We start from the raw sequence: 12,947 nt of genomic DNA on the forward strand, positions 1-12,947 counted from the left end.
GCCGAAAATGCCGGACTGATTCAGGCGCTGGGCCAATGGGCATTGCGCGAAACCATCAGTGCCTGGTGCCGGCTGCAGGAGCTGCTCGACCACCCGCTGCGCATGGCGGTGAACGTCTCTTTTCCGGAGGTTGCCGATCCCCTTTATACCCGGCAGGTACTCGACTTACTCGACCAGTTTGGCATGCCACCACAGTTTCTGGAGCTGGAACTGACCGAAACCGCCATGATGCGCGACGCCAGCGTATCCTTATTGAATCTGCGCCAGCTGAAAGCCGCGGGCGTGCACATTGTGCTGGATGATTTCGGCACCGGCTTCTCATCACTGTCCCATTTAAGTGACCTGCCACTGACCGGTATCAAGCTTGACCGCGCCTTTGTCTCGCCGTTGCCCGACCACGGACCACAAAGCCATATTGTTACCACCATGCTGGATCTGGCGAACCGCCTGAAGCTGGAAACAACGGCTGAGGGTGTTGAAGACAGTGCCTGTCTGGAAGAGATACGCCGTCTCGGCTGCGACCGCATTCAGGGCTATATTTACGCCCGCCCACTGGCGCTGGGCGAACTGATTGCACAAGCGAAAAGCGGCTTTCCGGAACATTCAGGATTTACTCAGGGACGCTTGTTCTGAGGCGCCGGTGACGGTTCTGCGGGGCGCTCTTTCGGGCCGAAAAAGGCTTCGCCGTCAAAAGGGCTTTCCGTATTGACGTGGTAATACACCATAACTGCCACAGTCAGGGCGATGATGATCAGGAAGACAATCAGTTGCTTTACCATGCTTTATATCCACAGGGTTTCTCCAAGTGTGGCAGATACTGACATCTGTGCAAATAATGCACAAATCTGCAGCCTTACCCCTGCCGGTAACGATCCAGCGTGCGGTAGCCCAGTGCTTCGAGCAGATGCACACGACCGATGGCCGGCTGGGCATCCAGGTCAGCAATGGTGCGGGCAATATTCAGCAGACGGTGATACCCCCGGGCCGACAGCTGCAGCCGCTCAATCGCCGCCAGCAGCCAGTGCTGATCCTCTTCATGAAGCACACAGACCTGCTCGCGCTGCGTGGGGCTCAGCTCGGCATTAGCGCACCCCTGACGCTGTTGCTGCAGCGCCTGCGCCGCCATCACCCGCTGCTGTACTGCCGCGCTGCTTTCACCGGCCGGAGCCTGCTGCAGTAACGCGGTGGCAATGGGAGGAACTTCAACGTGCAGATCAATACGATCGAGCAGCGGCCCCGAGGTCTGTCCCTGATAGCGGCGGATCTGCTCCTGGGTGCAGTGGCAGCGTCCGGCCGGATCACCAAAATAACCACAGGGACAGGGATTCATCGCCGCAATCAGCTGAAAACGCGCAGGATAGGTAATTGAGCGGTTGGCACGGCTGATAACAATACGTCCGCTTTCCAGCGGTTCACGCAGCACATCCAGCACTTTGCGGCTAAATTCCGGTAACTCATCCAGAAACAGCACACCGCCATGGGCCAGTGAGATTTCACCGGGCTTGGGGGTTGTGCCACCACCGACCAGAGCCACTCCGGATGCGGTATGGTGCGGCGCGCGGAAAGGCCGCACGCGCCACTGATCCTGCCACTGCGACGGCTGACTGCTGATGGAATAAACCGACGCCGACACCAGCGCTTCTTCTTCACTCATGGGCGGCAAAATGCCGGGCAGACGGCTGGCCAGCATGGTTTTGCCGGTGCCCGGCGGGCCAATAAACAGCAGGTTATGCTGACCTGCTGCGGCAATTTCCAGCGCCCGCCGCGCCTGTGGCTGGCCGCGCACATCGGTTAAGTCGGCCTGTTGCGGACGCCCCGCGGGGACAGCATTGCCCGCTGTTACCGCTGTCAGGCTCTGCTGGCCATGCAGATAAGCGGTCACCTCCAGCAGGCTGGCGGCGCTGCGGAATTCCCCCTGAGAACACAGTGCCGCTTCGCTGGCATTGGCCTGGGGTAACACCAGCACATTACCCGCACGGGCTGCCTGCAGGGCACAGGGCAATACTCCGGGTACCGGCTGTAAATCTCCGCCCAGACTCAACTCACCGATAAATTCATGTCCATCCAGAGCGGTGGCCGGAATCTGGCCGGAAGCCGCAAGAATGCCCAGCGCAATGGCCAGATCATAACGGCCACCTTCTTTTGGCAAATCAGCAGGAGACAGATTGATGGTGATGCGCTTGGCGGGGAATTCAAACTGCGCGTTCATCAGGGCAGAACGCACGCGGTCTTTACTTTCTTTAACGGCGGTTTCCGGCAACCCCACCAGGCTGAGCGACGGCAGGCCACTGGACAGGTGCACCTCAACAATGACCGGCGGAGCATCAATACCCAGCTGCGCGCGGGTAAATACGCGGGCTAACGACATAAGCAATCCTTTGCTATACGGCTGAAACCTCAGGGTAATGCAAAGTGCTGCAATTGCCTATGTGCAGACAAAAGACAACCGGGTCACGCACAGAGCTGCGATTAGCCGCTAAAATACCTGCATCGTTATCTGCCGCCTTCCGGAAATCCCATGATCAGCTTCGCACATCAATCCAGCTTGTTACCCCTGAGTCTGCTGCTGAGTCTTACTCTCAGTGCCTGCGGAGGCAGTAGTGGCAGCAGCAACCCGGCAGCCACGTACTCGTTATCGGGCCAGCTGAGCATTGCCACCGGTATTGTTACCGATTCCGATATCAATGATATCTACGCGCCTTATGCCAGTAATGATGATCCCACCAATCCACAACTGTTAAGTAACCTGACGACTGTTCAGGGTTTTGCTTCCGCCAGACCAACAGATGCAGCCGTATCTGAAGACAGTGAATCTGAACGCTATGCCAACAGCGCAGACCGCGACGATTACTTTAAGGCCAGCCTGCAAGCGGGACAGATCATCCGCCTGCAGGTTGTCGACCTCACCTATTTTTACAGCGGCGAAGGCTATCACGGCGACCTTGATTTGTTTCTCGCCGAAGCGACCCCGAATGCTGAAGGCGATTATCTGCTGGCAGACGCATCTCAGCTGGGCCCGGTGGATGGTGCTGCCGGAGCTTTTGAAGAAGTCACCGTTCCGGCCGACGGTGACTACCTGATTAACGTTTATGCCTATTCCGGTATATCCAAATACGTACTGCAGATCCTGCCCGCCAGTGCATCGGCATCCGCAAACAGAATGGATGATTTTGTCGCCGACGAAATCATTGTTAAAGCCAAAGCCGGCAGCAGCATCAGCGCCCAGGCACGTAATGCTGGCTTAAACACCGTGCTCAGTCCGGTGGCTCTGAGCCAGCTGAATGCAGCATCGGCAAACGATCCGGACAAACCACAGCTGCTCAGCCTTAACCGCAGCAGCGCGCGGTTAAGCGCCGGCAGTGCTGAGCCCGATCTGCTGCGTGCGTTCAGCGAGGCTCTGTATAACAAACGCCAGACCCTGATGGATATCAAACGTCTGCGCCAGCAGGAAGGAATCGAATACGCCGAACCCAATTACATCCGCAAGGCTCAGGCCACAGCCAACGATCCCTACTACCGCTACCAGTGGCATTATCCGGCCATCAATCTGCCGCAGACCTGGAATCTGAACAAAGGTGATGGCGTCATCGTGGCGGTCATCGATACCGGTGTGTATCTGGCCCATCCGGATCTGAGTGGTCAGCTGATTGCGGGCTATGACTTTATTGCCAATAGAGACAGCGCCCGCGATGGCAATGGCATTGATAACAATCCTGATGATCCCGGCGACAGCGATATTCCCGGAGCCAGTTCCTGGCATGGTACCCATGTTGCCGGCACCATTGCTGCCGCAAGCAATAACGGCATTGGCGGCGCGGGCGTCGCCTGGAACGCGAAAATCATGCCGCTGCGGGCGCTGGGTAAAAATGACGGCACGTCCTACGACATCATTCAGGCCGTACGTTATGCCGCCCGGTTAAGCAATGACAGCAACACTCTGCCAGCCCAAAAGGCCGATGTGATTAACCTCAGCCTGGGGGGAAGCAGTTCCTCGGCGGCGGAGCAGGCGGTGTACGCCGCGGCGCGCAATGCCGGAGTGATTATTGTTGCCGCTGCCGGTAACGAGGCCACTTCTTCACCATCTTATCCGGCGGCCTATCCGGAAGTGATTTCCGTCAGCGCCACCCGTTACACCGGCACACTGGCCTCGTATTCCAATTATGGCAGCACCATCAGCGTTGCTGCCCCCGGTGGAGAGCTGAGCAATGACGATAACAGCGATGGTCAGAAGGACGGTGTGCTCAGTACCGTTGCTGATGACAGCAGCGGATCACGCCAACCCAGCTATCGCCTGTTTGAAGGTACGTCCATGGCCAGTCCGCATGTCGCCGGGGTGATTGCGTTGATGAAATCGGCCTATCCGGCGCTGTCTGCCAGCGATGTCGATCAGTTATTGCAGAGCTGTGCCATCACCAATAAGGCCACCAGCTGTAACCGTGACAACCAGTTAGGTTATGGTCAGATTGATGCCTATCGCGCAGTCAGTGAAGCGCTGAAACTGGCTGGCGGCGGCACCCTGCCGCTACGTCCGGTGGCGCTGCAGTCTTCTCCAGCGGAGCTGGTATTTGGCAGCGACAACAGCCTCAGCTTTACCCTGAGCAATGCCGGTGATCTGCAACCGGGGCAACTTACGATCAGTGATGATGCTGACTGGCTGAGCATTACAGCGGTCAGCGTCGACGACAAAAATCTCGGCGCATACAGTGCCAGCGTTAGCCGCAGCGGTCTGAGTGATGGCTACTACAACGCCACCATCAGCGTCAGCGACGGCAGCAACAGCCTGAGTATTCCGGTGTATATGCAAAATGGCGTTATCAGCAGCAACAACGCCATGACCCAGCAGTATGTATTACTCGAAGATGCCGATTGCATCGCCGCCGGGCGCGATGAGAAAGAATGTACAACCAGCATTTTTGCTCAGGCGAATGGCCGCTATAGCTTCCCGGCCGTTCCTGCTGGCCGCTACTCCCTGCTGGCCGGCTCTGATATTGATGTGGATAACGTGATCTGTCAGGCCGGAGAAACCTGTGGCGCTTATCCCAGCCTGGGGGCACAACAGATTATTGAGATAAGCGCGAGCCGCAGCGGAGTGAACTTTCTGATAAACCTGAACAGCAATCTGGGCAGCAACAGCCAAAGCACAGCCCATACGCTGCAGCGGCAACAACCCGTTGTCTCCGGCGAAGCGGGCAAAAGTTCTGCTCCATGATGCCGGTAAAGGCGATGCCGCATCATTCAGCTGCGGTTTAGCCGCCGTTCAGCATACTGACGGCTCTGTGCCCGATGGATGTCATGGATGAAACTACCGGATAACGGCCTGCAGCTTGCTGCGCTGGCGCTGGTACTGCTGCTCAGCGGCTGCACCGTTTACCCCAGCAAAGTGCCGCTGGATCAGGGCTATGCCCGCTGCGAACTGGTATCACGCCAGCTGGCGCTGAACTATGAGTGGCTGGAGGCTAACACACATGCCAACCTGCTGCGGGGGCTAGGGGATTGTCAGCAAAGCACCGAAGTCTGCCTCGCAGCCTATGTGGTGATTATCGGTGGCTGGACCGCCGGCAGCGCCATCGTCTCCGGCTCAGTATTTCTCGCCGGTAACACCATTCACTGGCTGGAATATCAGGGGCGCTGCGACGACAGCAGATTGCGGCAGCTGATTAAATGGACAAGGCCGCCATTACAAGCAGCGCCCATGCAGGTCAGCCGTTACTGACAGCGGGTTATTGAAGGCGGGCACTCAGCGCCTGCAGCAGCGGCACCAGACGTTGTGGATAATGCGGCGGGGCGATATAGCCACGGTAAGCGCCCTGTTTATCCAGAATCACCAGATTGGCACTGTGATCCATCAGATAAGCCACGCCTTCGCCACGCTCCACCTTGCCATACACCGCATTGAGTTCTGCCGCCAGCACGCCCAGACCATTGGCATTACCGGTTAAACCCAGAAAACTCTTATTGAAGTACGCCATATAAGGCTGCAGAGACTGTGGGCTGTCACGCTCAGGATCGACCGAAACCAGCACCACCTGCCATTGCTCGCGGATATCCGCCGGCAACTGTTTCCAGCTGCGGCTGAGGTCGGCCAGTGTGGTCGGGCAGATATCCGGGCAAAAGGTGTAACCAAAAAACAGCAGCACATTGCGCCCCTGCAGTTCTCGTAATGCCATCCGCTGCCCATGCTGATTAATAAAGACCTGATCGCTCACGGCCAGCGCACGCGGAAACAGCATCAGACCATCCTGTTGCAGCAGCTGTGCCTGCTGCCATTGCGGTGCATAAGCAACACCTGCACCGGTCAGCCATGCCGCAAGTAACAGTAAAAACAGTACAATCGCTTTTTTCATCGTGACCAACACCTGCTCAAAGCCTTAACCCCAAATCTGTAATCGCAAAACTGAGACGCGGAGTATATCAGCCATGACGGCCAGCCACGCAGTAACAGCCCCTTCTCTGGCTGCGACACAACGCCGCATCTGGATGCTGGCCTGGCCAATTATGCTCAGCAACATCACGGTGCCGTTGCTGGGGCTGGCCGACAGCGCGGTACTGGCACACCTGCCCGACCCGAAACACCTTGGTGCGGTAGCGATAGGCGCGCAGTTATTTACCCTGCTGCTGTGGAGCTTTGGTTTTCTGCGCATGGGTACCACCGCCGTTACCGCCCGCGCCGCCGGAGCACAGCAACAGGCGCAGGTCATTGAAAGCCTGCAACATTCGTTATGGCTGGTGCTGCCAATCTGCCTGCTGGTGATGGCTGCAGCTTTTATCGCGCTGCCGTGGCTGCTGCCGTTAATGGGGGGCAGCGATAATGTGCAGAGCGGAGCGGCAGAATATCTCAGCATCCGCCTGTTATCGGCACCGGCGGTGCTGGCGCAGTATGTACTCACCGGCTGGTTTATCGGTTTGGGAAAAACCCGCATTCCGCTGCTGATTCTGACCCTGGTGAACAGCCTCAATGCCGTGCTGGATTATCTGCTGGTATTTCATGCCGGCATGACCAGCGACGGTGTGGCGCTGGGCAGCGTGCTGGCCGATTACAGCGGCCTGGCTGCAGCACTGTATTTCGCCCGCCGCCATGGTTTGCAATCACTGGGAGTCCGCCCGCCGCTGATAACACTGCGCCCGCTGTTACGTATCAACCGGCACTTATTTGTGCGCACCCTGTGCCTGCTGCTGGTATTTGCCTTTTTTACCGCTCAGGGAGCCCGTATGGGTGAGCTGACACTGGCCACTAATGCATTACTGATTACTGCATTGTTGCTGATATCCAATGCGCTGGATGGCTTTGCCCATGCCGCTGAAAGCCTGACCGGGCACAGTCTGGGCCAGGCAGACAGCGGGCAATTACGCCAGACGCTGCTGCTCACCGGCCTGAACATGCTGGGGCTGGCAGCCACCCTGACTCTGGCCTTATGGCTGGCGGGGCCTTACCTGCTCAGTCTGATGACCAGTCAGCCTGAGTTGTTGCCACAGCTGCAGCGCTATCAGCACTACCTGTTCTGGCTGCCTTTAGTGGGGGTGGCCAGCTACTGGCTGGATGGGGTATTTATCGGAGCACAGGCCAGTGCTGCCATGCGCAACGCCATGCTGGCGGCTGCTTTGCTGGTATTTCTGCCAGTCTGGTGGCTGAGCAGAGAGTGGGGGAACGACGGCCTGTGGTGGTCTTTTTACGCCTTCCTCACGACCCGGGCTCTGTTTGCAATTAACACTTTTTTGACACTGTGGAGGCGTCCACAAAATTTTATGTAAATCGACTGGTTACGGCGTCAAACTTTACTATACTTTCCAAAGTCGACAGAAATTAGATTCGTAAACTATTGATTTTAAAAGATTTTTTAACAAATTAATTTTTAGATCAATTCCGTCTAAGTTGTGCCGTGATTTTCCATTGCGTGTGTAAACCTGAGCTTATAGCTTTACCACACCCTAATCACGGCAGATTGGAAACGAGGCAAACGCATGACCATGGAAGTTATCAACCAGCAAATCCGCAACGCCCTCAGTGATGAAGCCATTACCCTGCAACTGCAGAATGCCCTGAGCTCCCGCGCCGATCAGGTTGCCCGCATCGTCGATCTGCCTGAAGGTGAAGCGGCAGAAAAACTGCTGGAGTTTGTTGTCCGCTATATCGAAGACGTGCCACAAATGCTGCTCGACCTGCAGGCCGCCGCGCTGGAAGCGGGCTTAAGCCACTATGTACAGCCGGTTATCCAGATGGCGACCGAGTTTTTCGTGACACCTCCGGCCGCGCTCAGCCATGAGGCTGGTCTGGCCGCGCTGATGGACAAAGCCTACCTGGCTCACCGTCTGCTGGAAGAGGTGAACGAAACCTATATCCACCGTGTTGGCCAGCCGCTGATTCCGATGGATATGACACTGTCGAATGTGATTATCCACACCCTGATCGGCGAACCTTTTGCCAACGATCTGGATCAGCTGGTCGACATTGCCGTGAAACGTCTGTTCGGCCCGCAGATGGCCTATCAGAGCCCGGAGTTCAAAGCCTTTATGAACCGTCAGGAAGCCAGCAATCTGGTACATATCTGGCGTCAGTGGCCATCCATGTCAAACGAAATGGGATTAACCAGCAACCTGCTGTGATAGCGCTCAGCCAAGCCTGTGCTGAATTTCCGGCAGGCGTTGCAGAATAAACTCCTGCAGCGCCTGCACCCGCGCACTGCGGCGCATGTCCTTGTGATACACAAACCACATCAATGACGGTTCGGCACTGAGTCCGAATTCTACCTGCTTCAGGCCTGACACACTGTCAGCCAGACGCTGTAAAGCACCAACCGGACCTATCCCCATACCTTCCTTTACCGCCGACAGGATGTCGTTAAAGCTGTTGCTCTGAAAGGCAATCTGGCCCGGATCGAGCTTTTCCAGCAGCTGCCTGATGCCCGATATACGCTGCTTTTCGCCGGTCGGTAATGCCCACCAATGGCGGTTGATATCGGCCATCGAACGCGGCAAACCATGGCGCTCGATATAGCTTTCAGCAGCACAATAGTGCATCTGCACCGGCAACAGCGCCCGGGCAATCAGATCGGGTTCGCGCGGCTCGGCGCCCATGCGGATGGCCACATGCACATCACCACGTGCCAGGGATAACACATCATCGGTGGCAACAATCTGCACCCGGATCTGGGGAAATTCCTGGCGGAACGCATGCAACAATGGCGTAAAAAACGGTGAAAAATCAGACACTGTCGAAATACGCAAAGTACCGGACGGTGAAGCATCCAGCGTCGACAGTGTGCCCTGCAAACGGCGCATATCGGCCACAATCGGATGCATTTTTTCCAGCAGCAGCTGCCCTGCATCAGTCAGCCGGTAACCGCGCTGATGACGGATAAAAAGCTTATGCCCCAGTTGCTGCTCCAGCCGGTTGATGTGACGCAGCACCGTGCTGTGGTTCATACCCAGCCGTTCACCGGCACGACTCAGACTGCCCGACTCCGCCACCTGATAAGCAATGCGGATATCATCCCAGCTCGTTTCCATCGGATTCTCCGTTCATCAATGCATCTGAGTTGTGCATATTTGCACAACAGTTGTCCGATTATGCGTGTTTTTTTGCTGAACTAAAGCCGCTATGGTGGGTTCTTATCGAGATCAATTCTCAAGGGTACTCAGGGCCGGACTTTATGCTTCGCAACACTTCTTCTTCCTATGGCTGGGTAAGCATTGCCTTCCACTGGCTGATGGCGTTGGCCGTTTTCGGGCTGTTTGGCCTCGGCCTGTATATGGTTGAGCTGACCTATTACGACGCCTGGTACCGGGGTTCGCTGGATCTGCATAAAAGTGCCGGCGTCATACTGGCGCTGGCGTGGCTGTTGCGCCTGATCTGGAAGCTGCGTAACCCGCAGCCAAAGCCACTGGGCAGCAAAGTCTGGGAGCATAAGATTGCTCACCTGACGCATATTCTGCTGTATCTGCTGATGCTGGCACTGTTTATCAGTGGCTATCTGATTTCCACCGCCGATGGCCGGGCCATTGAGGTGTTCGGCTTATTTGAGTTACCCGCCACCCTGACCCACGCTAATCAGGAAGATGTCGCCGGTGTTATTCACTGGGCGCTGGCCTGGACTTTGATGCTCATTGCCGGATTGCATGCTGTGGCAGCGATCAAACATCACTGGCTGGATAAAGACAAAACACTGGTGCGGATGCTTAAGCCCGGCGCTTAAATCACTCCGTGCGACAACAGATTCAATGACAAAACCGCTTTAAAAAACCAAGGAGCGAACAATGAAAAAACTGATGCTTGCTGCCGGCCTGAGCGCCGCATTGCTGATGCCGTCCCTGTCCCAGGCAGCGACCTACAAAATTGATACACAGGGCGCCCACGCTTTTATCCAGTTTAAGATCCAGCATCTGGGTTACAGCTGGCTGCTGGGTCGTTTCAATACTTTTGACGGTCAGTTTGAATACGATGCCAAGGCACCGGAAAAGTCAGCCATTGAAGTGACCATTGAAACCGCCAGCCTGGATTCCAATCATGCTGAACGTGACAAGCACCTGAAAGGTTCTGATTTCCTCGACGTCAGCAAATTCCCGCAGTCCACATTCAAGAGCACCGGCTTTAAATCCACCGGCGCAGGCGAAGGCGTTCTGACCGGCGATTTCACGCTGCACGGCGTCACCAAGTCGATCAGTTTTCCGGTGAAAATGATCGGTGAAGGTAAAGATCCATGGGGTGGCTACCGCGCTGGTTTTGAAGGTAAAACCAAACTGAAGCTGTCTGACTACGGTATCGATTACAACCTGGGTCCCGCGTCTACCAGCGTTGAGATTGGTCTGTTTATCGAAGGTATCCGTCAGTAATCACTGGCACCTGAAATAAAGCAGGCGGAAAAACAACAGGCAGAAAGCGTTACCCGCTTTCTGCCTGTTTTGTTTCAGGCGTCCCCTGTTTTTCAGACGCCCTTTGTTTTCAGGCATCTCTGTTTTTCAGGCGTCTGTTGGGCGACGACGCTTAAAGATTCCCGGCAAATTGATGACCTGCACAAAGCGGAACACCAGTACGGCATGGATCAGCGCAACAATGCTGCCAACCCCATACTGACCCGTTCCCATCATTTCCCACACCATCATCGGCAGCACCAGAATCGGAAACCAGGCCAGATAACGATAAAACACTCTTTCAAAACGCGAACCGGCATCATTGGCAGGCGTTGTTTCTGCATCTGCCTTAGCGTGACTGCGCTTATTGTTATTCTTGTCTGACATAGCCTGTACCTGTCTTCAGTTGAACCTTCAGGGGAGCATATTTCAGCACTCCGGACTATTAGCCCATGGTCGGAATGTCACCACACCAAAGCCACACATTCAGCAGCAGAAAAACCGTAAACTGCTAGGCTTAACAAAGTGTTAGCGAATAGCCGGAGTTTCTGTGCGGGGTTGGATTTTAAGGTTGCTGCTCTGCCTGCCATTGGTAGCTACCAGTGGCTGTGACTCGCCGGGATCCCTGCTGCGTGTAGGCACCAACGTCTGGCCCGGCTATGAGCCACTTTATCTGGCACGGGAGCAGGGTCTCTACAATCATCACATCAAACTGGTGGAGCTTCCTTCAGCATCGGATGTTATCGATGCCCTGCGCCTCGGTCATCTGGAAGGCGGCGCGCTGACACTGGATGAAGTGCTGGCACTGGTACAGGAGGGGCAGGATCTGGTCGTGGTGCTGGTGTTTAATATTTCTGCCGGTGCCGACATGCTGATGGTTCATCCTGATATTCACACCCTGAGTGATCTGCGTGGCAAAACCATCGCGCTGGAAACCACTGCCGTGGGGGCACTGATGCTGAAAAGTGCCATGGACTTTGCTGAACTGCCGGACAACTCACTGCGTATCCGCCATATGAACCTGAGTGACCAGCTGAAGGCTTATCAGAACGGCAGCATCGATGCCATGATCACCTACGAACCCTTCAGCAGCGAACTGGCCCGCGCCGGAGCCCGGGTATTATTCGACAGCAGCGCAATCAAGGGCCAGATCGTCGATGTGCTGGCAATTCGCCGGGAGGTGATGGAACAGCAAACACAGCATATACAGGAGCTGATTGATGGCTATCTGCAGGCCCGCCAGCTGATACAAACCTCTCCGCAGACTTCATTTGCCATTATGAACCAGCGTCTGCGTTTGCCGGACGAGCAGATCAGCGCCATGTTTGATGGGCTGGAATTACCGGACACAGAAGAAAACCGGCGCCTGCTCAGCGGCGACCCCTCTCCTTTAAGCCGCAATGCGGACGGCCTTGCTCAGCTGATGGTTAAACAGAAACTGATGCCAGCCCCGCCGCAGCTTAAGCAGTTTACCGATCCCCGTTTTCTGCCGGTGTCACCATGACAGAGAGCCGCAAGCCACATCATAAGCGTCGCCGGAAATACGGCTCTCTGCGCAAAATTCTGCTCAGCTGGTCAGCTCTGGCACTGGGCGTTGCGGCCTTATTGCTCAGCTATTTCCTCTATCAGGCATTGACCCAACAGTTCAGCAGTACCTGGTCAAACAAGCTGGAAGCCGAATTGGGCGGACTGCGTTTAACCCTGCAGCACCAACTGGCGGATGGAGAATGGACGCTCGGCGATCAGACCCTCAGCCGGATGGCAACCCGCCCACACGTCAGCCATCTGTTGCTGCTGGTCGATGGTCAGGTTCTGCTATCAACCCGCAGGGCAGACATTCGCCGGCCTCTGGACGTTGATCTGACCAGCAAGCATTTATCTCTGGACCGGCAACAATTTCAGTTTTTTCAGGATGGCGGACATTTCTATGGCCTGCAGCCTATTCAGTTCCGCACCCTCGAGCTGCGGGGAGAGCAGCAGGGCTGGCTGTTTGCTCATTACGACGCCAGCGACCAGCGCCAGCAGATGCTGCAAAGCACCGGGCTGCGTATTGCTCTGCTGATCCTGCTGCTGGTGCTTTATACACTGGGTCTGCAGCGCAT

Annotated in this window: 14 protein-coding genes; 9 read left to right on the forward strand and 5 right to left on the reverse strand. The window is 56.0% G+C overall.

Going from position 1 to position 12,947, the window contains the following annotated elements:
* The coding region (locus B3P58_RS12220) for an EAL domain-containing protein (RefSeq protein WP_286717775.1) at positions 1-633 on the forward strand (633 nt) is incomplete at its 5' end.
* Here B3P58_RS12220 and B3P58_RS12225 read toward each other — a convergent pair.
* Together B3P58_RS12225 and B3P58_RS12230 are read right to left on the reverse strand one after the other, a co-directional pair.
* On the reverse strand, positions 615-779 hold the full coding sequence (locus tag B3P58_RS12225; protein WP_186435822.1) for a hypothetical protein: 165 nt from the start codon (positions 777-779) through the stop codon (positions 615-617). The two genes, B3P58_RS12220 and B3P58_RS12225, sit on opposite strands and share 19 nt — an antisense overlap.
* A gap of 74 nt (positions 780-853) precedes the next feature.
* Positions 854-2,368 carry a YifB family Mg chelatase-like AAA ATPase gene (locus B3P58_RS12230; RefSeq protein ID WP_286717778.1) on the reverse strand — a complete coding sequence of 505 codons (1,515 nt, stop codon included), beginning with the start codon at positions 2,366-2,368 and terminating at the stop codon, positions 854-856.
* A 150-nt stretch (positions 2,369-2,518) separates the two neighbouring features.
* Here B3P58_RS12230 and B3P58_RS12235 point away from each other — a divergent pair, with 150 nt between their 5' ends.
* Both B3P58_RS12235 and B3P58_RS12240 read left to right on the forward strand, forming a co-directional pair.
* A complete protein-coding gene (locus tag B3P58_RS12235) occupies positions 2,519-5,209 on the forward strand; it encodes a S8 family serine peptidase (protein ID WP_286717780.1) in 2,691 nt (896 codons plus the stop codon).
* Positions 5,210-5,296: 87 nt separating this feature from the next.
* Positions 5,297-5,713 carry a hypothetical protein gene (locus tag B3P58_RS12240; protein ID WP_286717782.1) on the forward strand — a complete coding sequence of 139 codons (417 nt, stop codon included), beginning with the start codon at positions 5,297-5,299 and terminating at the stop codon, positions 5,711-5,713.
* Between the two features lie 7 nt (positions 5,714-5,720).
* On the opposite strand, the gene B3P58_RS12245 is transcribed toward B3P58_RS12240, so the two are convergent.
* The gene (locus B3P58_RS12245) at positions 5,721-6,344 is read right to left on the reverse strand and encodes an SCO family protein (RefSeq protein WP_145467444.1); all 624 of its coding nucleotides are present in this window, start codon (positions 6,342-6,344) and stop codon (positions 5,721-5,723) included.
* Positions 6,345-6,417: 73 nt separating this feature from the next.
* Between B3P58_RS12245 and B3P58_RS12250 the strand changes: the two genes are divergently transcribed.
* Positions 6,418-7,749: an MATE family efflux transporter gene (locus B3P58_RS12250; RefSeq protein WP_286717785.1), complete on the forward strand. Its 1,332-nt coding sequence runs from the start codon at positions 6,418-6,420 to the stop codon at positions 7,747-7,749.
* Positions 7,750-7,959: 210 nt separating this feature from the next.
* Positions 7,960-8,601 carry a hypothetical protein gene (locus tag B3P58_RS12255; protein ID WP_286717787.1) on the forward strand — a complete coding sequence of 214 codons (642 nt, stop codon included), beginning with the start codon at positions 7,960-7,962 and terminating at the stop codon, positions 8,599-8,601.
* A gap of 6 nt (positions 8,602-8,607) precedes the next feature.
* Here B3P58_RS12255 and B3P58_RS12260 read toward each other — a convergent pair whose 3' ends face one another.
* A complete protein-coding gene (locus B3P58_RS12260) occupies positions 8,608-9,504 on the reverse strand; it encodes a LysR family transcriptional regulator (protein WP_286717789.1) in 897 nt (298 codons plus the stop codon).
* 143 nt (positions 9,505-9,647) lie between these two features.
* Between B3P58_RS12260 and B3P58_RS12265 the strand changes: the two genes are divergently transcribed.
* A complete protein-coding gene (locus B3P58_RS12265) occupies positions 9,648-10,190 on the forward strand; it encodes a cytochrome b (RefSeq protein WP_260997875.1) in 543 nt (180 codons plus the stop codon).
* A gap of 61 nt (positions 10,191-10,251) precedes the next feature.
* Positions 10,252-10,827, forward strand: coding sequence for a YceI family protein (locus B3P58_RS12270; RefSeq protein ID WP_286717792.1), 576 nt, complete (start codon positions 10,252-10,254; stop codon positions 10,825-10,827).
* Positions 10,828-10,953: 126 nt separating this feature from the next.
* Here the strand turns inward: B3P58_RS12270 and B3P58_RS12275 are convergent, their stop codons facing one another.
* A complete protein-coding gene (locus B3P58_RS12275; RefSeq protein WP_286717794.1) occupies positions 10,954-11,232 on the reverse strand; it encodes a hypothetical protein in 279 nt (92 codons plus the stop codon).
* Between the two features lie 163 nt (positions 11,233-11,395).
* Here B3P58_RS12275 and B3P58_RS12280 point away from each other — a divergent pair, with 163 nt between their 5' ends.
* Both B3P58_RS12280 and B3P58_RS12285 read left to right on the forward strand, forming a co-directional pair.
* A complete protein-coding gene (locus B3P58_RS12280; protein WP_286717796.1) occupies positions 11,396-12,349 on the forward strand; it encodes an ABC transporter substrate-binding protein in 954 nt (317 codons plus the stop codon).
* The coding region (locus B3P58_RS12285) for a hypothetical protein (protein WP_286717798.1) at positions 12,346-12,947 on the forward strand (602 nt) is incomplete at its 3' end. The genes B3P58_RS12280 and B3P58_RS12285, both read left to right, overlap by 4 nt.

Source organism: Thalassolituus sp. UBA2009 (genome assembly GCF_002335285.1).
Taxonomy (GTDB): domain Bacteria; phylum Pseudomonadota; class Gammaproteobacteria; order Pseudomonadales; family Oceanobacteraceae; genus Venatoribacter; species Venatoribacter alkanivorans.